Annotated in this window: 17 protein-coding genes; 10 read left to right on the forward strand and 7 right to left on the reverse strand. The window is 56.2% G+C overall.

Going from position 1 to position 20,177, the window contains the following annotated elements:
• Window positions 1–5: 5 nt before the first annotated feature.
• The 3 genes from HUV30_RS06155 to HUV30_RS06165 all read right to left on the reverse strand — a co-directional run bounded on the left by HUV30_RS06155 (window position 6) and on the right by HUV30_RS06165 (window position 3,305).
• Window positions 6–1,082: a branched-chain amino acid ABC transporter permease gene (locus HUV30_RS06155; protein WP_174404530.1), complete on the reverse strand. Its 1,077-nt coding sequence runs from the start codon at window positions 1,080–1,082 to the stop codon at window positions 6–8.
• A 20-nt stretch (window positions 1,083–1,102) separates the two neighbouring features.
• Window positions 1,103–2,020 (reverse strand): branched-chain amino acid ABC transporter permease, encoded by a 918-nt coding sequence (locus HUV30_RS06160; protein WP_174404704.1) that lies wholly within the window; start codon window positions 2,018–2,020, stop codon window positions 1,103–1,105.
• Between the two features lie 124 nt (window positions 2,021–2,144).
• Window positions 2,145–3,305 (reverse strand): ABC transporter substrate-binding protein, encoded by a 1,161-nt coding sequence (locus HUV30_RS06165; RefSeq protein WP_174404531.1) that lies wholly within the window; start codon window positions 3,303–3,305, stop codon window positions 2,145–2,147.
• A 515-nt stretch (window positions 3,306–3,820) separates the two neighbouring features.
• Between HUV30_RS06165 and HUV30_RS06170 the strand changes: the two genes are divergently transcribed.
• The 5 genes from HUV30_RS06170 to HUV30_RS06190 all read left to right on the forward strand — a co-directional run bounded on the left by HUV30_RS06170 (window position 3,821) and on the right by HUV30_RS06190 (window position 8,780).
• Entirely contained in the window at window positions 3,821–4,702 is an 882-nt protein-coding gene (locus HUV30_RS06170; RefSeq protein WP_174404532.1) for a histidine racemase CntK family protein, read from the forward strand.
• Window positions 4,703–4,865: 163 nt separating this feature from the next.
• Complete coding sequence (locus HUV30_RS06175; protein WP_174404533.1) at window positions 4,866–5,165, forward strand: hypothetical protein; 300 nt, start codon at window positions 4,866–4,868, stop codon at window positions 5,163–5,165.
• A 125-nt stretch (window positions 5,166–5,290) separates the two neighbouring features.
• Window positions 5,291–5,803, forward strand: coding sequence for a chemotaxis protein CheW (locus HUV30_RS06180; RefSeq protein WP_174404534.1), 513 nt, complete (start codon window positions 5,291–5,293; stop codon window positions 5,801–5,803).
• A gap of 161 nt (window positions 5,804–5,964) precedes the next feature.
• The gene (locus tag HUV30_RS06185; RefSeq protein ID WP_174404535.1) at window positions 5,965–8,421 is read left to right on the forward strand and encodes a sensor histidine kinase; all 2,457 of its coding nucleotides are present in this window, start codon (window positions 5,965–5,967) and stop codon (window positions 8,419–8,421) included.
• Window positions 8,421–8,780: an ArsR/SmtB family transcription factor gene (locus tag HUV30_RS06190; protein ID WP_373869326.1), complete on the forward strand. Its 360-nt coding sequence runs from the start codon at window positions 8,421–8,423 to the stop codon at window positions 8,778–8,780. The genes HUV30_RS06185 and HUV30_RS06190 overlap by 1 nt, the downstream gene beginning before the upstream one ends.
• Before the next feature lie 57 nt (window positions 8,781–8,837).
• On the opposite strand, the gene HUV30_RS06195 is transcribed toward HUV30_RS06190, so the two are convergent.
• Complete coding sequence (locus HUV30_RS06195) at window positions 8,838–11,969, reverse strand: efflux RND transporter permease subunit (protein WP_205245195.1); 3,132 nt, start codon at window positions 11,967–11,969, stop codon at window positions 8,838–8,840.
• Window positions 11,966–13,333: an efflux RND transporter periplasmic adaptor subunit gene (locus HUV30_RS06200; RefSeq protein WP_174404536.1), complete on the reverse strand. Its 1,368-nt coding sequence runs from the start codon at window positions 13,331–13,333 to the stop codon at window positions 11,966–11,968. Before HUV30_RS06200 ends, HUV30_RS06195 begins: the two co-directional genes overlap by 4 nt.
• Window positions 13,334–13,609: 276 nt before the next feature.
• Here HUV30_RS06200 and HUV30_RS06205 point away from each other — a divergent pair, with 276 nt between their 5' ends.
• From HUV30_RS06205 to HUV30_RS06220, 4 genes are all read left to right on the forward strand, one after another.
• On the forward strand, window positions 13,610–14,116 hold the full coding sequence (locus HUV30_RS06205) for a DUF3124 domain-containing protein (RefSeq protein WP_205245196.1): 507 nt from the start codon (window positions 13,610–13,612) through the stop codon (window positions 14,114–14,116).
• A 156-nt stretch (window positions 14,117–14,272) separates the two neighbouring features.
• Window positions 14,273–14,986: a FadR/GntR family transcriptional regulator gene (locus HUV30_RS06210; protein ID WP_174404537.1), complete on the forward strand. Its 714-nt coding sequence runs from the start codon at window positions 14,273–14,275 to the stop codon at window positions 14,984–14,986.
• 160 nt (window positions 14,987–15,146) lie between these two features.
• The gene (locus tag HUV30_RS06215; RefSeq protein ID WP_174404538.1) at window positions 15,147–15,944 is read left to right on the forward strand and encodes a sulfite exporter TauE/SafE family protein; all 798 of its coding nucleotides are present in this window, start codon (window positions 15,147–15,149) and stop codon (window positions 15,942–15,944) included.
• Window positions 15,945–16,526: 582 nt separating this feature from the next.
• On the forward strand, window positions 16,527–16,802 hold the full coding sequence (locus HUV30_RS06220; protein WP_174404539.1) for a hypothetical protein: 276 nt from the start codon (window positions 16,527–16,529) through the stop codon (window positions 16,800–16,802).
• A gap of 142 nt (window positions 16,803–16,944) precedes the next feature.
• On the opposite strand, the gene HUV30_RS06225 is transcribed toward HUV30_RS06220, so the two are convergent.
• Window positions 16,945–17,262 carry a TusE/DsrC/DsvC family sulfur relay protein gene (locus HUV30_RS06225; protein ID WP_174404540.1) on the reverse strand — a complete coding sequence of 106 codons (318 nt, stop codon included), beginning with the start codon at window positions 17,260–17,262 and terminating at the stop codon, window positions 16,945–16,947.
• A 515-nt stretch (window positions 17,263–17,777) separates the two neighbouring features.
• A complete protein-coding gene (locus HUV30_RS06230; protein WP_174404541.1) occupies window positions 17,778–18,458 on the reverse strand; it encodes a CBS and ACT domain-containing protein in 681 nt (226 codons plus the stop codon).
• A 426-nt stretch (window positions 18,459–18,884) separates the two neighbouring features.
• Between HUV30_RS06230 and larC the strand changes: the two genes are divergently transcribed.
• Entirely contained in the window at window positions 18,885–20,078 is a 1,194-nt protein-coding gene (gene larC / locus HUV30_RS06235) for a nickel pincer cofactor biosynthesis protein LarC (protein WP_174404542.1), read from the forward strand.
• The last annotated feature ends 99 nt before the right edge of the window (window positions 20,079–20,177 follow it).

A 20,177-nucleotide genomic window follows, 5' to 3' on the forward strand; every position in this document is an offset into this window, starting at 1 on the left:
TCCCCCTACTTGAAGCTGTAGTATTTACGCAGTTTCGGGAAAAGATCCGGCAGTTCCCTGTTGCCGAGAATACCTTCAGGCCTGAACTGCATGAGGAAGAACAGGATGAGCGGGATGATAACCCACTTCCATACCTGTGAAATCTCATAGCTGTCCGGCAGAATGCCTATGGAATGCATCAGGCTGTCGATTTCCGGAATGATGAAACGAAGAGATTCTATGAGCATGGTGAAGAGTATGGCACTGAGCACCGAGCCGCTGAGCGATCCCATGCCGCCGAGGTAGACCATGACCATGCACTCGGTGGATTTCATGATGTTGAACGACTGCGGGTTAACATAGCCGTACACGTGCGCAAACAGGCCGCCGGCAAGCCCGGCAAGGCCGGAAGAGAGCATGAATGCGGCTATCTTCATCTTGTTGGTGTTCACGCTCATGATTTCCGCAGCCACTTCATCCTGACAGATGGCGATGATGCCCTTGCCGTAGGTGGAAGACACGAAGCGGCGGATGATCCAGATGGAGAAGATGGTGCCGATGATGATCCAGATCAGCATCCACGGAATGTCTGCCACGTCGCTCATGGAATTGATCACCCGCTTCATGCCCTGAAAACCGCGCGGGCCGCCGATGATGTCCATGTTCTCGATGGCCGAGATGATCATGTAGTTGGCTGCGATGGTGATAATGGCAAGGTAGTCGCCGCGGGTCTTGAACGAGGGCAGCGCCACGATAAGGCCTGTAACGGCGGCAGCGGCAGCGCCACCGAGAATGACTACCGGAAAGCCTATCCATGCAAGGTCGGGTGGCAGCAGCGGAGCGCCGAATACCTTGTCCTTGGCAAACAGGGCCACGGAAAGGATGGAGGAGACATACGCCCCCACGCACATGAAGCCGCCGTGACCGCAGGAAAATTCACCCATGTAGCCGTTGATGATGTTCAGGCTGGAAGAGAGAATGATGTTGATCCCCATGAACATGATGACCGTGAGGATGTACTGGTCGAGAAAACTGTATTGCGCGCAACCCACCAAGGCAAGGCAGGAGAGGAATAGCGCGATGGTGAACGTGTGTTTTTGCATCGGAGTTCCTGTTTCCCGAGTTATATCTTGGTGGTCTTGGCTATGCCGAAAAGTCCTGTGGGCTTCATCCAGAGGATGACCAGCAGGATGCTGAAGGCGAAAAGGTCGCGGAACGACGAGGGCAGCACTGAGGCAACGCCGATTTCGATGAAGGCAAGCAGGAACCCGCCTATGAACGCGCCGCGAATGTCGCCGATGCCGCCGACAACGGCCGCGATAAAGGCCTTCCACCCTATCAGTGCTCCCATGTAGGGCTCAAGGATGGGGTAGGACATGGCGAAGAGCAGCCCCGCGAGTCCGGCAAAGCCCGAACCGAGAACAAAGGTGAACACAATGACCGTGTTGAGCGGAATGCCCATGAGCGGAACCGCGAACTTGTCAAATGAAACGGCGCGCATGGCCATGCCGAGCTTGGTCTTGGTCACGATCCAGTGCAGGAACAGGAACACGGCGAATGCAGCGAAAATGACGAGCAGCTTGAGGTTGGTAACGGAAGCTCCGCCGATGGTGAGCACAACCGTGTCGACCATTTCGGGGAATTTCTTGCGGCTCGCACCCAGCAGGGCAAGGTTGCCGTTTTCGAGAATAAGGCCGCACATGAGCGCCGTGATAACCACATAGAGGCGGTGAGCACCTTTGCGGCGCAACGGGCGGTATGCAACCCGCTCAAGTGTCACGCCCACGCAGGCTGTGAGCAACATGGTAAGGGGAACGGCAAGTATGACAAGCGTCCAGCCCGAAGCCACGCCACCCAGTTCGGCGATGAGCAGGGTTGAAACGAAAAACGCAATGTATGCCCCGACCATGAAGATGTCTCCATGGGCGAAGTTGATCAGCAGCAGTACGCCATAAACCAGAGTGTATCCCACAGCTATCAGGGCGTAGAAGCTACCCCACTGCAACGAGTTGATGACGTATTGCAGGAAGCCTTGAAGCAGCGTTTCCACAGGGAGGAGACCTCCTCAACAGCACATTCAGGAACTGTCGTTAAATGGTTGGTGTTGTGGTGGTGTAAAAAAGGCGGCGGGAAGAACCCGCCGCCTTATGGTGTGTGGCGGGTGGTTATTCGGGGCAGACCGATTCGGTGAATTCGAATTCACCCTTGGGGCTGATCTTGACGACAACGGCGCACTTGATGGGGTCGCCCTGTTCGTCAAAGCTCATGGTGCCGGTGATGCCTTCGAACTTCTGAATCTTGGACATGGCTTCGCGGATGGCCTTGCGTTCCTTGCGGACGTCGGAATCAACCGTGCCGGCTTCCTGAATGGCCTGCAGCACCAGACGGGTTGCGTCCCAGGTCAGGGCGGCGACGTCGTCAGGGGTGTAGCCATACTTGGCGGAGTAACGGTCGATGAATTCCTTGGTCTTGCCGGTGGCGCCTGCGGCTGCGTAATGGGTGGAGAAGTACTGACCTACGCAGTCGTCGCCGCACAGGGTCATGAGTTCAGCGGAACCCCATGCGTCGGAGCCCATGAAGGGACCCTTGTAGCCAAGCTGGCGTGCCTGCTTAACGATAAGGGCAACCTGGTTGTAGTTATCGGGAATGAAGATGAAATCGGGCTTTGCCGCAACGATGGTGGAAAGCTGTGCGGAGAAGTCCTGGTCCTTGGTGCCGTGGGATTCAAAGGCAACCACGGAACCTGCGCCCTTCTTGCCTTCCCAGACCTGCTGGAAGATCTCGGCAAGACCCTTGGAGTAGTCGTTGGATACGTCATAGATGACGGCCGCGGTCTTGGCGCCGAAGGTCTTTTCCGCAAAGTTGGCTACCACGGGACCCTGGAAGGGATCGAGGAAGGCCGCGCGGAAAACCCAGGGGCGGTCAAGGGTGGTGTCGGGGTTGGTGGACCAGGGGGTCACCATGGGAGTCTGGTTGTCGTCGCAGGTACCGCCGGCGGGTACAGCCTGCTTGGAAGAGTTGGGGCCGACGATGGCAACAACCTGATCGCGTTCGATAAGCTTGAGGGCAACGTTAACAGCGGATTCTGCCTTGGACTCGTTATCTTCATAGATAAAGTCCAGCATGTACTTCTTGCCGCCGACTTCAAGGCCACCAGCGCCGTTGATGTCTTCCTTCAGCATTTCAGCTGCGAACTTGGAGGCTTCACCCACTTTCGGGATGTCGCCGGTGAGCGGGATGTTGAAGCCGATCTTGATTGCGTCTGCCGCAAAGGCCTGAGCGGCGAAAAGCAGCACTAACAGAGCCGTAAACACGATTTTCCTCATGGATAGCCTCCTCAACATAATGATTTTGCCAAAAATGAATGTTTCCCAGTGCGATGTACTCTATCCAAAGCTGTGACTCTTGCAAACAATTTTTGGCTTGTTTCCTTTTTTGTATAAAACAAATATTATCAATATGTTATGAATTTACAAAATTGTAATAAAATATAGTGTTTAAAATCAACTCTTTACATGCTACGAATTTGTGTCTTTGCGACAAAATAGACCCGTTGACTGTGTATTCAGTTTGGTAGATATATGCTGAATTAATTGGATAATTACAAAAATGTTATCAAAAATAATGATTGACAGAATGCTTTTGGATGTTTTGGTGGTTTCATCACAGATAGTCTTTACAATTGTGTTTTCCGTCAGATTTATTGAAAATACCGCAGAGTTCACCATTGCCGCATTATAATATGATAGCGGAACAACAAAAGTGTGGGTTGTGTGTTGCTTGCCGGTTGCGCTACAACCCTTGCTCTGGTCGGATTTTGCAAAAGGAGTGTTCCGCAAAGATGAAAATACCCTTCGCCAAGCTCAGTCCCGGAGGAAACACAACCATCCTGCTCGATATGCCCGCTCCGGAAGGGGCGATGCGCGCGCATCTGGCAAACGTGCTGATGAATCCGCTGCATCTTGGCGGAGAGCAGGTCGGCTTCATGACCACGGAAGGGAGCGATGTGCCATATCTTGAGATGATGGGCGGTGAGTTCTGCGGCAATGCAGCACGTTCCTTTGCCGCGGTTCTTGTCATGCGGGGACATCCCGCCCTTGCGGGTGATGGCCAGTCTTCGCGCTATTGCGGTGAGATACGCGTGTCCGGCGCCAATGAGCCGGTCAGGGTGGATGTGGCCGTGCGCGATGTGCCCGCCGTATTTTCCGCCGACAACTCCGGGGTGCGAAAGGCGTATGACGCCTCCGTCCGGCTGGCTTTGCCGCAAAACACAGAAAGGTTGCTGCGTCATGTGGGGCCGGGGCTGGATGTGGTGACGCTGGAAGGGATCACCCATGTGCTGCTTGATGCCGCAAAGCATCCCATGCCCGCCGATCATGTTGCGGAATGTTCGCGTCTCCGTGCGTTTCTGGAGCTGGAGCAGGAAGATGCCGTGGGCTGCGTCTGGTATGCCCGCAAGAACGGAGCCATGCAGATAGATCCGGTTGTCTGGGTGCGTGAGACCCGCTCCACACATCACGAAACGGGGTGTGGCTCCGGGAGTGTGGCTCTTGGCGTGCTGGAAACCCTGCGCACGGGCGAAGGCTTTTCCGCGCTGGTAGTGCAGCCGAGCGGGCAGAGCATACACGCCCGTGTTGAATATTACGGCGCGGCAGGTTTTGGCGGAGCATGGATAGGGGGTGAGGTGCGGCTCATAGCGCAGGGGGAAACACGCCTGTATTGATCTGCATGGCTGCATGCTGCCGCAGGCGGGCTGCTCCGACATCCACCAGCCCTGCTGCAGAGCTATGCGGGGCTTGTCTCCCGAACCCGATGGGGGTACTGTGTTCACGCGGTACTCGGGTATTATTGCACTCTACCTTAAAAAATATCGGAATTACAAATATATGGAACTTTCCCTTCTCGCGGATTTGTGGGAATATCTGGCCGTGGAAAAGCACGTGCCGGGCAGGCTGTCGCTGAAAGTCGATCTGGCTGTCAGAAACCACCCCAAAGCGGCTACGTTGTCCCGTAGCGGTGTTTCCGGCCTTGCTGCCATCCGCAAGACACGGCTCAATATCTTCACCCGCACGCTTGTGGTGGAGTATGATACGGCGCTGCTGCCCTTTGAACGTCTGGACGGGCTGCTCCGGTGCCCCGATACCGACAGCATGCGGGCAATGGCGCAGCAGATTTCTCTTGCCTGACGGTGACGGTGCGGAGCGTTCAGTAAAAAAAATACTGTACAGTCCGGCCTGCTGCGTTGTTAAGGTGTTACCATAATTATTCCACCAGCCTCCGGCGCCGGCAGTAAATGAGTACAGGAGGAGCCATGGCCGAAAATAATCAGTATCTCACGTTTTCTCTGGCGGAAGAGATTTTCGCGCTCGATATCAGTTCCGTGCGCGAAGTGCTGGAGCTTGCCTCCATCACGCGCATTCCCCGAACCCCCAGCTATATGAGGGGGGTGATCAATCTGCGCGGACACGCTGTGCCCGTGCTGGAACTGAGGCGCAAGTTCGGCATGCCCGCCGTTGAGGACACGGTGAACACCTGTATCATCATTGTCGAGGTGGAGCTGGACGGCGACACCACGATCATTGGTACGCTGGTGGATTCTGTTCGCGAAGTGTTCGAAATGGGGCAGGATACCATCGAGGCCGCACCCCGCATGGGTACGGCCATCAAATCCGAGTTCATCAAGGGTATGGGCAGACAGGGGGAACACTTTGTCATCATACTGGATGTGAACAGGATATTCTCGGCCGAGGAACTGGCGGAAGTCGCTTCGTCGGCTCCTGTCTCAGCTCCGGCAGAGGCAGCGGCGCACCAGATCGCTTCCTAGCAGCGCCTTGCAATGAAAGAAAAGCCGTTCCGGAATATATTCCGGGACGGCTTTTTTGCGTGTGGCTTGTTCTGTTTTGATAAGTATGTCAGATAGTGGCATTCGTTATTGTCAGGCTGAAAAGCAGGAAACCGACAAGCATTTAACGACCGGAACAAGCCATGCCGACGTTATTGAACAGGAAAACAGAAGCCGAGCTTCTGCAGGAACTGGACGCCCTGAAGCGTGAGAATGAACTGCTGCGAATTCGTAACGAGGAACTGTCCGGTTCACTGAGTAGTCTGTCATGTCCGGTTCCCGTGATGCGTTCAGTAAGCGACAATATCCGTGACTCTCTGATGGTGCTCGGCGAGGACGGCCGGATTCTCTATGTCGGAGGGGGATCGCAGGAAACAGCGGAAGCTGATACCGTTGCCGGGCGCAATATCAGGGATATGTTCTCTGAAGATGACGCCCGTTTCCAGGCCTTTGAGGCTGCGCGGACAGGCGGTGGGTGCCTGATCATCGAACAGCGCGGAGGGATCATCAGTGAATGGCGTTCTGCTCCTTTTCTGCTGGACGGAAAGAGACTGGTTGCTATCGTCCTGCTGGACATAACGAACCGGCTTTCCCTGCGTCAGGGGTTTCTGCACACGCAACGCCTGCTCGAGCAACGCGTTGCCTCCCGCAACACGGCGCTGCAGGAGCAGATGCATGAACGGATGCGGGCGGAAGAGGCACTCCGGCGCGAACGGGAGTTCTTTCAGCTCATCCTTGATACGGATTCCAGCTATATTTCGGTTTACGCGGCGGACGGTTCGCCACGGTTGGTAAACAAGGCTTTTGCGGGCCTGTTCGGCTTTTCCGAAGAATGCCTGCCGACAGAGATATTTTCAGATGCATCCCCCGCAAGACTGTTCGGATGCGAGAGGGCGGCACATGTGTGCGCCAGCGGTTGTTCCGAACAGTTCGAATGCGAGCTTGAAGATGAGATGGGTACTTTCCGCTGGTACGATGCCGTCATCAAACCCTTGCCCACTCCCTCCGGCGAGGTGCTGGCGCTGAGCATTGCAACGGATGTCACAGAGCGCAAGGTGGGACAGCTTATTCTGGAGCAGGCGCACAGCGAGCTTGAAGAGCGTGTCAAGGAACGCACTGCGGCACTGGCAGAACTGAATGAACGCCTTGTGCACGAAGCTATGGAACGTCTGGAGGCACAACGGCGCACAGAAGAGAGCGAAGCCTGCTTCAAGAGCCTGTTTTTCACCAACCAGGCCATCAAGATGCTTGTCGAAAGGGAAACGTTGGCCATTCTCGATGCCAACGCCGCAGCCTTGCAGTTTTACGGATACACCCGGGAAGAGATGCTCAGGCTGTCCCTTACCGATATCACGACGACAGACCGTAGCCTTATCCATAAGCGCCATAACACCATTCTTGAGGATGGCAGTGCGCATTTCGAATCGGTGCATAAGCGAAAAGACGGAAGCGTTGTGGATGTGGAGGTGTATTCAGGTGCCGTTGAAGGTGACCTGAGCCGGACAACCTTTTCCATCGTGCATGACATCTCCGAGCGTAAGAGGGCAGAGAGACAGGTTATTGAACAGCGCAACCATCTTACCGCGCTGATGAACGCACTGGCAGACTGTGCCATGCTGCTGGATACGGAGGGCAGGATCATCACGCTTAATACCGCAGCCGCCAAGGTGCTGGATGCGACTGAAGAAGAGCTTGTGGGTGCGAATCTCTTTGGAAGGGTGGCCCCCAAGGATGAAACAACCCTGCGGAGAATCATCGAAATGGTGATGGAAAGCGGTATTCCACGGCGCGAGGAATACTGTTCGGATGATGCCGTGTGGGATGTTACCTGTTACCCCGTGCTGGATATCAAGAGCGCTGTCGGGGGCATTGCTCTCTACGGCAAGGATGTTTCCGCCCGCAAGAAGGCGGAAGAGCGCGTGCGCTGGCTTTCCGCCCGTGTTCTCTCGGCGCAGGAAGATGAGCGCAAGCGCATCGGCCGCGAGCTGCATGACAGCATGGCGCAGACCCTTTCCGGCATCAAGTTCATGATGGAGGCGGATCTTGCCGAAAAGGAACGGGCTGCCCTGCCGCACGATACGCATGTGGCCCGCAAGGTAGTGTCTTTGCTGCAAGGGGCTATAATCGAACTGCGCCGCATCATCATGGACCTGCGCCCCACTGTGCTGGACGATCTTGGCCTGCACTCGGCGTTACGCTGGCTGCAGGATGAATTTTCCACCATGCACGGGCATATAGGCATCCGTCTGCTTACGGATATGCACGAGGAACTGCTGGACGAGCGGCAGAAGTCCGTTCTGTTCCGCATAGCGCAGGAGGCGTTGGCAAATGCCGTGCGCCACAGCGGGGCAGACGCCGTAAGTTTTACGCTGTTGCAGGAAGGGAGGTACTGCTGCCTGACCATTGCCGACAACGGTGTCGGTTTTGATCCGCAGGAATTGTCCGGATCTGGCATAGGGCTTGACAGTATGCGCGAACGCCTTGAACTTGTGGACGGACAGTTGCACATACTTTCGGAAAAGGGCATTGGCACACAGGTGAGGGCGCTGGTGCCCCTGGCAACGTCCGAAACCTCTACCACGACCAGTGCAGGGAGTTAATCTTGTCCGAAGTGAATCCGGTCTGTCAGAGTTTTTGCGAGCACACCGATGCTATAGATGAAGTGCGTGCCTCCATGGCGGACGATGCTCATGTCGCCGCACTTGCAGAGCTGTTCAAACTGCTGGGGGACGGTACCCGCGTGCGCATGCTTCTGGCGCTGGCCAGACGCGAACTGTGCGTGTGCGATCTTACTGCTGTCATAGGCATGTCGCAGTCGGCTGTTTCGCATCAGCTCAGGTATTTGCGGGCGGCCAAGCTGGTTCGTTTCCGCAAGGAAGGCAAGAACGTGTTCTATTCACTGGACGACGATCATGTCACCAGCCTGCTCATGCAGGGACTGGAACATATTCGGGAATAGCACCAGAGGATGTTCATGAAAGAAAAAGCCACCGGAACTGGTGGCTTTTTTATGGTATTATGCCTGATTCTGGCGTTGCCTGCGCTCCCGTGACGGACCGGTGAGTCCCAGATCGTCCAGCACGCAGTAGAGCGCCGGGACGAGAAAGAGCACCATGATCGTGGACATGCCCAGCCCGAAGATGATGCTGCAGGCAAGGGGTATGAGCACCTGTGCCTGAATGCTGGTTTCCGTAAGCAACGGCAGCAGGCCTGCGATGGTGGTCAGCGAGGTGAGTAATACCGCGCGTAGCCGGTTCCGGCTGGCTGCGGGGGCCGCACGCTGAGGCTCCATGCCTTCCTCAAGGCGGAGTTTGAGAAATTCCACCAGCAGAATGGAGTCGTTCACCACGATCCCGGCAAGGGAGATAAAGCCCATCATGGACGGCATGGTCAGGTCGAGCCCCATGAGCATATGCCCCCAAATAACGCCGATAAGCGCCATGGGTATGGCCGTGAGCACGCATATGGGCTCGGAGTAGCTCTTGAACTGAAAACTCAGCAGCATGAATACGCCTGCAATGCCCACTATGAACGCTGTGCTCATGGAACCGCCTGTCTTGGCACCTTCCTTGGCTTCGCCTTCCTGCGACATGCGGATGCCGGGATATTTTTTGAGCAGTTCGGGAATGTAATTGCGCAAGGTGTCGTTGCGTATCTGGTTGGCATTGGCAAGGGCGGTGTTCACGTCCCCTTCCACCGTGACTGTGCGCAAACCGTTCACGCGGGCGATACGTGCCCAGCCCCGGCCGGTTTCAATGTTGACGACGCTGCCGATCGGTATCTGGTTGCCGGCAGCATCCGTGACGTGAAAGTAGTCCAGATCGGCAAGGCTGTCCTTGTCCTTGGGGGCAAGCCGCACGTCCACTTCATAGGATTCACCGTTATGCTGCAGTTCGGTGGCAGTTGCGCCGAAAAATGCAGTGCGAAGCTGAGAGGCGATGCGCCGTGCGTCTATACCCAGAGACTTGGCTCCGTTTTTCAGTGTGGCCCGCAGTTCCGGTTTGCCGGGCCGCAGGTCGTCCTGCAGATCCACCACACCGTTGTATTGTGACAGCCAGAGTTGCAGATCGAGTGAGGCCGCCTTGAGCTGGTGCAGATCTTCGCCCTTGAGCCGGAAACTCAGCGGTACACCGCCGGGGCCGATAACGGGTTCCTTCCACACCATGGAGATGACATCCGGCACCACACCCGTGCGTTCACGCCACATGGCCGTCATGTCGTCAAGGCGGACGGTGCGCTGGTCCGATGCCAGCAGGTCGGCGGATACGGTTACCACGTGCGGGCCGGTTTCATCGGCATCCGAGTTTGTGTTGTAATATATGGCGATATTTTTGATGAGGTGCTGCCCGTCGGGCTGCTGCGGGGCGTATTCGGCATCAATGCTCTTGAGGGCGGCTACCAGCCGTTCTGCCACGACTTCGGTTCGCGCAAGGGGAGTCCCTTGCGGCAGCAGAACGCGGGCTTCCACCTGATCGCCTTCAAGATCGGGGAATACCTTGAATTTCAGGCGGCCGCCCGCCAGCATGCCCACGCTGATGAGCAGCAAAGCGACAACGAAGCCTACAAAGAGGTAGCGCCAGCGGACAACGGCATCTACGGCTTTGCCCAGCTTTTCCTCGCGAAAACGCTCGAACATGGCGTCGAATCGAAGGCGGAAGCGGCTCTGACGGTCCTGCCGCATGCCGCCGAGCGAATGCGCCAGATGGTGAGGCAGAATGAGAAAGGCCTCAACAAGGCTGACCCCCAGCGAAAGAATGAGCACAAAGGGCATGACCCAGAGAACCTTGCCGATATTGCCTTCCATAAACACGGCCAGCGAGCCGAAGATGAGCACTGTGGTGATAAATGATGCGGTAACTCCCGCTGCGACTTCCCGTGTGCCGTCCACCACCGCCTCGAAGGGACGTTTGCCCCTTTTGATATGCGAGGCCACGTTTTCCGCAATGACAATGGCGTCGTCCATGATCAGACCGGTTGCCAGCAGCAGGCCCACCATGGTCATCATGTTGATGGTCATGCCTGTCACCTGCATGCCGTACAGGGAAGCCAGAAAGGAAACCGGCAGCCCCATGGAAACCCAGAAGGCGTATCGGAAGCTGAAGAACAGCCACATGGTGAGAAAAACGAGAACAAGACCCTGCACGCCGTTTTCGAGCAGCATGTTGAGGCGGTCGGAAACAATGTCGGAAACGTTTTTGGTCACGGTCAGGTGCACGCCGGGCGGTGCCTGATGGCGTTCATTTTCCAGAAATGATTCGGCCTCGCTCACAAGGTCCAGCGCATCCTGCTGCTGGGTTTTGTTGATCTGCAGAATGCCCGCACGCAGCCCGTTGAAAATGACCTTGTCTTCGTCCAGCTCGAACCGGTCGGTAATGGTCGCAATGTCGCCGAGCCGTATTTCCGCTCCGGACGAACCGGCCACCACGACCAGTTCTTCAAATTCCTGTATGGTACGCCGCTGGTCCTTGAATCGGATGAGCACGTCACCTGTGTCGGTCTGCAGTGTGCCGCCGGGCAGGTCAAGGCTCTGTGCCGCCACGGTATCAGCAATGTCGGAAGCCGAAAGTCCATACTGCATGAGTGCCTGTGCAGGCACTTCGATGCGAATCTGATGGTCGGAAAAACCGGCCACGGTAACCTGCGTTATGTCGGTTTCGGAAAGCAGCTGCCGTTTGAGCTGATCGCAATAGGCTTTGAGGTCCGGCGCGGACATGGGGCCGGTAACCGCCACGGACATCACGAAATCCAGCCGGTTCAGCTGGGTGATGATGGGCGTTTCCACCTTTTCGGGAAAATCGTCAATGGCATCCACTTCGGTGCGCACATCGTTCAGAAAGCGGTCTATATCGCCGCCTTCGGTCATCTCCGCAATGATCACGGCAGACCCTTCGCGCGCCTCGCTGGTTACCTCTGCCACCTCAGACAGGGCTTCAAGTGCTTCCTCCACCCGTTCGCACACGGATTCTTCCACGTCTTCGGCGGTGGCGCCGGGGTAGAGGATGGAAATCTGCACCTTGTCCGGCGTGAATCTCGGGAATGTCTCGCGCAGCAGCTTGGGGGCCGCAAGCAGGCCCATGAGCAGAAAGGCCGCCATGAGCAGGTTTGCCGCCGTGGGGTGCGAGGTGAAATATTCAAGAATGCGCTTCATCGGACATCCCCTTCACCAAGGGCCTCACGCTTTACCGCCTCCAGCACCTTCTCATCCGTTACGGGGTTGAGAAGCATGTTCTCCATGGCAGGGATAACGTCGGTGAGCACCACCTGTTCGCCTTCCTCAAGCCCAGAGCGCAGGACGGCAATGTGCCCCTGCGGAAAATCCACGGAAACCTTGCGAAGCTCCAGCCGGTTGTCCGCATTCATCACATATACGGTGTCACCGTGCAGGGCGGAGCGCGGAATGGTGATTGCCGGATCGATGGGTTTGCCGCGCAGTTCCACCTCGCAATACATGTTGGGAAGCAGCGGCGGACGTTTGCCCGGTTCTGCCTTGATATAGGAATCCTCCACCGCCACATAGACACCTATGGTGCGTGTGACCGAATCGATGGAATCGTTCATGCGGGCGACGTGGCCCTTCCATGTAATGGTGTCGTTCCCCAGTTCTATGCGTACCAGCGCGTCGAGAGAAAGAAAGCGCTGGAATGTCTCCGTATCCAGCTTTTCTCCCTGCGCAATGGGATTGGCACCTCTCGGGACCACATAGCGGAACATGTATAAGGGCATCTGCGCCACAGCCTCGGAGAGTCCTATGGAATCAGCTTTGGCTATGGTCTGGCCGGAGGAGACCGCCTGTCCCTTTTCTACGGAAACTTCGGTGATGCGGCAGTCAAACGGAGCGCTGATGTAAGTCTTGCCAAGGTCTATTTCCGCTTCTTCGAGGCGGCTGCGGCTGGCTGCAATATTGGCCAGCAGGGCCTGCTTCTGGGCAGGAATGCCGTTGAGTGTGGAGCGGTAGGATTGCACCTTGTTTTCCTGTGTCAGCAACTGGCGTTCGGTGCTTTCCATCTCGGAACGGGCAATGGTGCCGGAATCCATCAGGCTGCGCATGCGCTCGTAGTCCTTGCGGTAGAGCGCAAGTGATTTCTGTTCCACCTCAAGGGAGTGGCGCGTGTCTTTTTCCGTCTGTTCCAGTTCCCGCAGCTGCGCGAGCAGTTTGTTCACATCCGCCGTTGACTGGCGGCGGGCGGTGAGCCGCTTGGCAGGGTCTATGCGTACCAGCATGTCCCCTTTGGCGAGCAGCCCCCCCTTTTTGAAGTGCGGGTTGATTTCAACAATCTGCCCGCTTACTTCCGTTACTGCCTGCCATTCCTGACCGGCCTGTATGTGGCCATAGCCGATAACCCGAGGCACCACGGCAAGCCGGGGGGCCTGTATTACCCGGACGGCAGTGATGCGTTCCGCCACATCGATACGTTCGGGCTTGCGGGCAGTCTTTATGAGAACGAACAGGCAGAGTATGCCTGCGGCGATGGCGGGAAATATGAGTTGTTTTCTTGTGAGTGATATACGCATGATGCACCTGTGTTGGCTGGTTATGTGCCTGCGGGTCCGCAGGCCTCCTGTTCTAGTCGGGCAGGGCAGAGCTGCGGTTACAGTACGGCTCTTTTTGTATAGCATCCGGCTTGCAATGCTTCCAGTGAAAGAAGCCGGCTTGTTCGTGTTTTGTGAATCGTAATTCACATTTTATTCTTTGTCACCGGTTTTCCTTGAAGAGAGGGGCATTATGGCGCATATTGCGAAAAAGAACACTGCCTGCGCCTTTGGCGGGCGGGAAGATCAGGAGGAAACATGCGTACCCGATGCCTTATGGTTCTGAGTCTGCTTGTCGCCATAACGTTGTTTGCACCCGTGCCCCGACAGGCCGGGGCTGCGGGCGTTCCCTTCGCGGAGAAGTGGTATTCGCAGACCATCTATCTTCCCGTCTATTCAAGCGTATATTTCGGCAACCAGAAAAAGCGGACGCGCCTTTTCAATGTGGCTGTCACGGTGAGCTTGCGCAACACCGATGCAGCAACGCCCATAGAAATTCATGAAGTGCGCTACGTCAGCTCTGCAGGCAAGACCCTGCGGCAGTACCTGACAGCCCCCCAGACGCTTGGCCCGCTGGCTGCGGTGGAACTGACCGTTGACGAGTCGGACGAAGAGGCCGGGGTGGGTGGTTGCTTCATCATCCGGTGGAAGGCTGCACGCCCGGTCAGTGCTCCCCTTGCGCAATCCGTTATGATAGGCACGCAGAACTCGCAGGGCATTTCCTTCATTTCCGAAGGCCGCATGGTGGAAGGTGTGCACCAGTAACGATCGGGGCCTCATGCCGGTTGCTCGCGCTTGAGGTATCGCACAGGGTGTGTCGCGCAGATTTACGCGCAGGGTTTGAGTTGACAATCAGTTCTGACCTGGTCCATATTGGTCAGACCAGTTTGCGGGAGGCATTCCTCCCGTGGTAAGGTACGCATGAAGTCGGAAATAGTGGAAACCAAGACAACGCGCCGCGTGCGCCTGCATGAAGAGATTGTGGCCCAGATTCGCGAGCTGATCGCGCAGGGCGAATTGAAGTCCGGAGACAAGCTTCCGGCGGAGCGACGGCTGGCGGAAATATTCCGTGTTTCGCGTCACTCCGTGCGTGAAGCCATACGGGCGCTTGAGCAGCAGCAGATAGTGACCAGCCGTCTGGGCGACGGAACCTATGTTCTTGAGAAGAAAGAAGAACAGGTGATAGAGCCCCTGGCCACAGCGTTGGAAAGATGCCGTGGCAAGCTGGCGGAAGTGCTTGAACTGCGCAAGCTCATAGAACCCCAGATAGCCTCACTGGCGGCACGCAATGTCACCGATGAGGAACTGGTGGGGCTGAGAGCCCAGCTGGACGCGCAGATTGAAGATATCCGCCACGGCAACACCGGCTCTGAAGCGGACTGCGAATTTCACAAGCTCATTGCTGCAGCCACGGGAAACAGCGTGTTGCTGGAGATGGTTACCCGAATTCACGACCTTGTTGCGGAAAGCAGAGATTTCACGTTGCAGAATGATCACAGGCGTGACTGGGCTGTGGAAACCCACGAGCGCATTCTCAAGGCGTTGATGGATCGTGATCCTGATGCCGCCTACAGGGAAATGCACGATCATATTGCCTACGTGGAGCAATTGGCACTGAAGGAACTGGGCCAGTAGCACATCACCGGTGGACGGCGGAATAAACATCTGCCGTCTGCGCCTTCAGGGGAGCCGGTAGATACGCGGCAGCCCCATCTGATGAACACACGCCGGCAGCGCCTCATGCCTGCTCCTTACGGGGCGGCTTTATGCATGGTTGCTGCATTGTCGAGGAACCATGTTTACCACTCTTATTCTGTATCTTGCCCTTGGTGCGGTTGCAGGCATTCTTGCCGGACTGCTCGGCATCGGTGGCGGTCTTGTCATCGTGCCCATGCTTCATTTTGCATTCCAGTGGCAGGGGCTGCCTGTCGAACACCAGATGCACATGGCGCTGGGTACATCCCTCGCCACCATCATCATGACCTCTGTTGCCAGCTATAGGGCGCATGACAAGCTCGGTGCCGTGCGCTGGGATATTTTCCGCAGCATCACGCCGGGTATCATCGTGGGCACCCTGCTCGGATCGTGGCTTGCCGCCCGCATGTCCACCGGCATTCTCAAGGTCGTGTTTGTCTGCTTCCTGTACTATGTGGCAACGCAGATGCTCATGGGCATCAAGCCCAAGCCCACCCGCGAGATTCCCGGCACCACCGGCATCTTCGGCGCAGGCAGTATTATCGGGTGTGTTTCCAGCATTGTAGGTATTGGCGGCGGCACGCTGACCGTTCCCTTCATGACCTGGTGCAACGTGCAGATGCATGTGGCCATCGGCACCGCATCGGCCATCGGCCTGCCCATCGCCCTTGCCGGGACGCTCGGGTATGTGGTCAACGGCTGGGGCGTTGCCGGTCTGCCGGACTGGACCATCGGGTTCGTCTACATTCCGGCCCTTCTCGGCATTATTGCCGCCAGCGTTCTGACTGCGCCGTTTGGCGCGAGGCTGGCACACAGTCTGCCCGTATCCAAGCTTAAGCGCATATTCGCCATTCTGCTGTATGCCGTGGCAACCAAGATGCTGCTGAGCCTGTTCTAGGCAGCAGGGCGGTATCTGCCGCATGCTGCTGGACCGTATTGCACCACGCCCCAAGGTTTGGTGCCAGATTTCCCCACCGCGTTGACCGTTGCACCGTAATGGTGTGCGGTTGGTTGGCATCCGCCCCGGAAATAGGCGATTCCGGGGCGGATTGTTGTATTGGGTGGGGCGTACTTTCTTTGCGGGATACATGTTAGGCGAAAGTTAAAAAGAATATCTGTTATCGTTTCCGAAAACTTGTGGCAACATTTTTTTCGGATTTGATCCGGTTCTATTTCGTTTTTGCATAATCTCAGTGCCTGAGATTCTTGCAGTTGTTCCTAAGTATCCCCTCCTGATGTGGAAAAAAATATACTTGTTGGTCCGACCTGTCGGCGCTAGCTTGCCTTTCAAGGGAGAAGGGGGGCGTTTTAGGGAGTGTCTTGTAGTAAGCAAATTGCATTTATTTGCAGTATGTTAATTCTTGCACTCGGCCTTTTCCCAGTAAAAACGTGCTTGTCGGTATTCTGCATCAATCGCTGCTGCACGGCGGTGTGAAGTATGTGGAAAACCCGCTGCGAGACAGAGTAACAGGAGGATGTTGTGCGCAAGAACTGCATGGAAGATATGATCGAAAAATTGGGGAAGGACTTCGCCAAGTTCGCCGGGACGCTGCGAGCGGTGGAGAGAACGGAGGATGGTGATTTCATAGTGCCCGCTGATGTGATGCTCTCCATAGTCGGGCACGTGGAATCCATGTTTGGTGCAGTGCGCAAGACGCACGTTTCCGTTGCAAGCGCATTGGCCAATGAGCACATATCCCGCGCGAGAGCCTGGGATCTGCTGATGGATGACTGCAACGGCGGTACCGAGCATTAGCAGGATGCGAAATGCTGCATTGCCAAAGGCCTCCGCAAGATGATTCTTGCGGGGGCCTTTGTCTGTTCCATTGCCGGAAAGGCAAAAAAAAATGGCGGAAGCCGAAGCTTCCGCCTTGTGTGCACTTGCGCGCTGGTAGCGACTAAACGCAGCCAGTGGGCTTGGGCAGACCGGCCATCTTGCAAGCACCCTTGCCAGGACCGGAGGGGAACAGTTCGTATACCTGCTTCAGCTTGAAGCCGGTGTTCTTGGACAGAATACGAACCATGGGAGCGATGCCGTTCTTCTTGTAGTAGTCCTGCAGGAAGTCCAGAATCTTCTGGTGATCTTCGGTGATCTCAGCGATACCTTCGGATTCCTTTACGAACTCAACCCACTCGGGGGACCATTCTTCGAAGCGAAGCAGGAAGCCGTCTTCATCAACCTCAAAATTCTTACCCTTAAAAGAAACTTCAGCCATTTGTGTCCTCCTTGGACATGCTCTTCAGCGTGTATCGAGCTGGACTATGCCGGAAACCGGAATGGAATCCGGCAACCAATGTAAGCAGCTGTCCGCTACTTGTTTCCACACAGGTAATGATAAACCATTCAAAAGCATGAATGGTCAATCTTCAGCTATTATCCCGCACTGGATAAGGCCGGATATAGGAGTTTGTCAATGGTCTGCCTGAAAAAAGCGCATCGTGTGCGCTGCAGACCCGTTGCCTTGCGGGGGATGTGGCACTGTATCTGCGCGTGCCGATCTGATTTCTTTTCACCCCGTAAGTGTCGCCTAACATGCCACAACGAAATTAAAATTTCAAGAGAAGTCGTTCGAATGTTTTTTATTGTATTTCAGCGTGTTGCTGGTGATTGAATATGCAGTGAAGGAAAATGGGGCGCCGCTTGGGGCGGAAAAAGATCCGGACTGAAAAAGGGGAGAGCGTTCGCTCTCCCCTTTGCATGCAGGTGTTACGTCAAGTCGCTGTGTCGGCACTATGACACGGTGTGTACGTGATCGCGTGCCCAGAACAGCATCTTGTGTCTGGCTTTCAGTTCTTCGATGATCTTGTTTTCGGCCGTGCGGTCCATGGGCATGATGCGGATGTTGACCACGCGGCTCTCCTTGTTCTTCTCCGGTCCTTCCATGGAAGTGAGGATGGAGATGATGCGCGCGTTGTGTTCGCGCAGGGTATCCACGATGGGCTTGAGGGTGCCTGGCGTGTTGGGCAGCTCAAAGGCGAACTGCACGCCGCCGTACCGGACACCGGTGATGGTGATCAGCACTTCAAAGATATCGCTGTCGGTGATGATGCCCTGCAGAACGTTGTTGTCGTCTACGACAGGCATGCCGCCGATCTTCTTGCTGATCATGAGGACAGCCGCATTTTCCACCGTGTCGAGCGGCTTGGCGCACACGGGGTCCACGGTCATGATGTCCTTCACCTTGATTTCGGAAAGCAGATAGTACAACTCGTGTACGTCAAGGCTGGTCGCCTTGGATGGCGATGCTTCCTTGATATCGCGATCGGAAACGATGCCGACAACGCGGTTGTTGGCGTCAACCACGGGCAGTCTGCTGATGTCGTGCTCCTTGAGTATCTTGGAGGCCTTCATCATGGACGTGTCAGGGGTGACGGACAGTACATTCTTTGTCATCCAGTCGCGAATAAGCATGGGGACTCCTCCTTGCTCTGCCAGAAAAGTATGTTAGGCATGGGCCGTTGGTTTCATTTTCCGTAGGTTTACTATAATCATCTTTTGGCACGGCAAACAAGAAAAAATAATCACCATAACATGTTATGGTGATGATATTTACCGGAACTCCGCACGGGGCTGATTTTCTGTGCGTTTGTGCATTGTCCGGCAAGGCGCGTCTTCTGCCGTTCCCGCTGCCGTTCCCGCTGCCATTCTCGCTGTCGTTGCTGTTCGGTCAGGTTCGGCCAGGTTCGGTGCGGTGAGGTCGGTTGAGGTTGGGTGTCGCTCTGCCCGTTCGCGCGGTACACGCTTTTGCATTACAGTATGCTCGGCGGAACGTGCTTCCGGCTGGTGCGCTGGTGGTATCCGTGCACGGGTTTTGTATAACAGTCATCAGGAGTAGGCATGCGATCACTGTTTCTCGATTGCTCCTTTGGTCTGGGCGGCGACATGCTGCTTGCAGCGTTGCACGGTCTCGGCGTGGAATACCCCCCCTTGGAAGCCCTGTTTGCGGGGGCGGGCATTCCCGTGGAGATCAGGCCCATGCCTGTATCCCGGCAGGGAATTGTCGGGAACGTCATGCGCATTCACTGGGAAGACGGGCAGCCGCTCAGGCATTTGCCGGAACTTGAAGATATCTTTCAGCGCCTGGCTGTGTCCGGTCCGGTCAGGGAAAAGAGTCTGAAGGCCCTGCACAAACTGGCTGAAGCTGAGGCTGCCGTGCATGGTGTGCCGGTGGAATCGGTACACTTTCATGAAGTGGGTGCCGTGGATACGCTGGTTGATCTGGTTGGCACCTTCTGGGCGCTGGAACAGCTTGGCGTGTGTGAGGTGGTCTGTTCATCCCTGCCGTGGTTTACCGGCACCGTGGAATGTGAGCATGGCACCCTGCCGCTGCCCGCACCGGCAACGTTGCGCCTCATGCAGGGCAAGCCCGTACACCCGACCGGTTTTACGCAGGAAATGATAACTCCCACCGGCGCGCTGCTTGTAGACGCTCTGGCAGACCGTTTTGCGGAAGGGCCGCAGGGTACACTGCGTGGCAGCGGCCTTGGCTATGGCACGCGCGAATCGGGCGGCGGGCTGCGTGTGTTTCTGCTGGAACAGGCGGGAATGCGTTCCGGTGCCGATGCTCATGCTTCGTGCATGACGGTCGAGACTGTGGTGCAGCTGGAAAGCAACGTGGACCACCTCACGGGTGAGGATATCGGCTTTGGCTTTGAAGCGCTGATGCAGGCCGGTGCGCTGGACGTGCTCTATCTGCCCGGTATCATGAAAAAGAACAGGCCGGGTGGTGTGCTGCGAGTACTGTGCGCGCAGGATAACGCGGACTCTGTGCAGGAGGCATTTTTCAGGCATACGCATACCCTCGGCATACGCCGCAGTTGCGTGGAGCGTGTTGTGCTGCAGCGTCAGGCATCCACCATGCGGGCTCCCTTCGGGGATGTGGAATCCAAGGTCTATTCGCTTGATGGTGAGAAACTGGAGAAGCCGGAATATGAGGCTCTGGCTGCCTTTGCCCGCAAGACAGGACGCAGCATGCCGGAACTGCGCGCCATGCTGTTCGGCGATGAACCGCAGCCGGAATCTGACGAATAAGTATCAGCCGTCTGCTGATTCGGTCGCCTGCTGATGCTGTGTGCTGCCGTGCATGGCGGTACTGCCCGAAATCATGCCCAATTGTCTGGCAAGATCGTT

It is taken from the genome of Desulfovibrio subterraneus (assembly GCF_013340285.1).
GTDB classification, from domain to species: domain Bacteria; phylum Desulfobacterota; class Desulfovibrionia; order Desulfovibrionales; family Desulfovibrionaceae; genus Halodesulfovibrio; species Halodesulfovibrio subterraneus.

Coding starts and splice junctions, on each gene's coding strand:
- larC (WP_174404542.1), top strand. CDS start 18,885: ATGCGATCACTGTTTCTCGATTGCTCCTTTGGTCTGGGCGGCGACATG.
- HUV30_RS06200 (WP_174404536.1), bottom strand. CDS start 13,333: ATGCGTATATCACTCACAAGAAAACAACTCATATTTCCCGCCATCGCC.
- HUV30_RS06210 (WP_174404537.1), top strand. CDS start 14,273: ATGAAGTCGGAAATAGTGGAAACCAAGACAACGCGCCGCGTGCGCCTG.
- HUV30_RS06175 (WP_174404533.1), top strand. CDS start 4,866: ATGGAACTTTCCCTTCTCGCGGATTTGTGGGAATATCTGGCCGTGGAA.
- HUV30_RS06230 (WP_174404541.1), bottom strand. CDS start 18,458: ATGCTTATTCGCGACTGGATGACAAAGAATGTACTGTCCGTCACCCCT.
- HUV30_RS06205 (WP_205245196.1), top strand. CDS start 13,610: ATGCGTACCCGATGCCTTATGGTTCTGAGTCTGCTTGTCGCCATAACG.
- HUV30_RS06225 (WP_174404540.1), bottom strand. CDS start 17,262: ATGGCTGAAGTTTCTTTTAAGGGTAAGAATTTTGAGGTTGATGAAGAC.
- HUV30_RS06170 (WP_174404532.1), top strand. CDS start 3,821: ATGAAAATACCCTTCGCCAAGCTCAGTCCCGGAGGAAACACAACCATC.
- HUV30_RS06195 (WP_205245195.1), bottom strand. CDS start 11,969: ATGAAGCGCATTCTTGAATATTTCACCTCGCACCCCACGGCGGCAAAC.
- HUV30_RS06155 (WP_174404530.1), bottom strand. CDS start 1,082: ATGCAAAAACACACGTTCACCATCGCGCTATTCCTCTCCTGCCTTGCC.
- HUV30_RS06185 (WP_174404535.1), top strand. CDS start 5,965: ATGCCGACGTTATTGAACAGGAAAACAGAAGCCGAGCTTCTGCAGGAA.
- HUV30_RS06180 (WP_174404534.1), top strand. CDS start 5,291: ATGGCCGAAAATAATCAGTATCTCACGTTTTCTCTGGCGGAAGAGATT.
- HUV30_RS06165 (WP_174404531.1), bottom strand. CDS start 3,305: ATGAGGAAAATCGTGTTTACGGCTCTGTTAGTGCTGCTTTTCGCCGCT.
- HUV30_RS06215 (WP_174404538.1), top strand. CDS start 15,147: ATGTTTACCACTCTTATTCTGTATCTTGCCCTTGGTGCGGTTGCAGGC.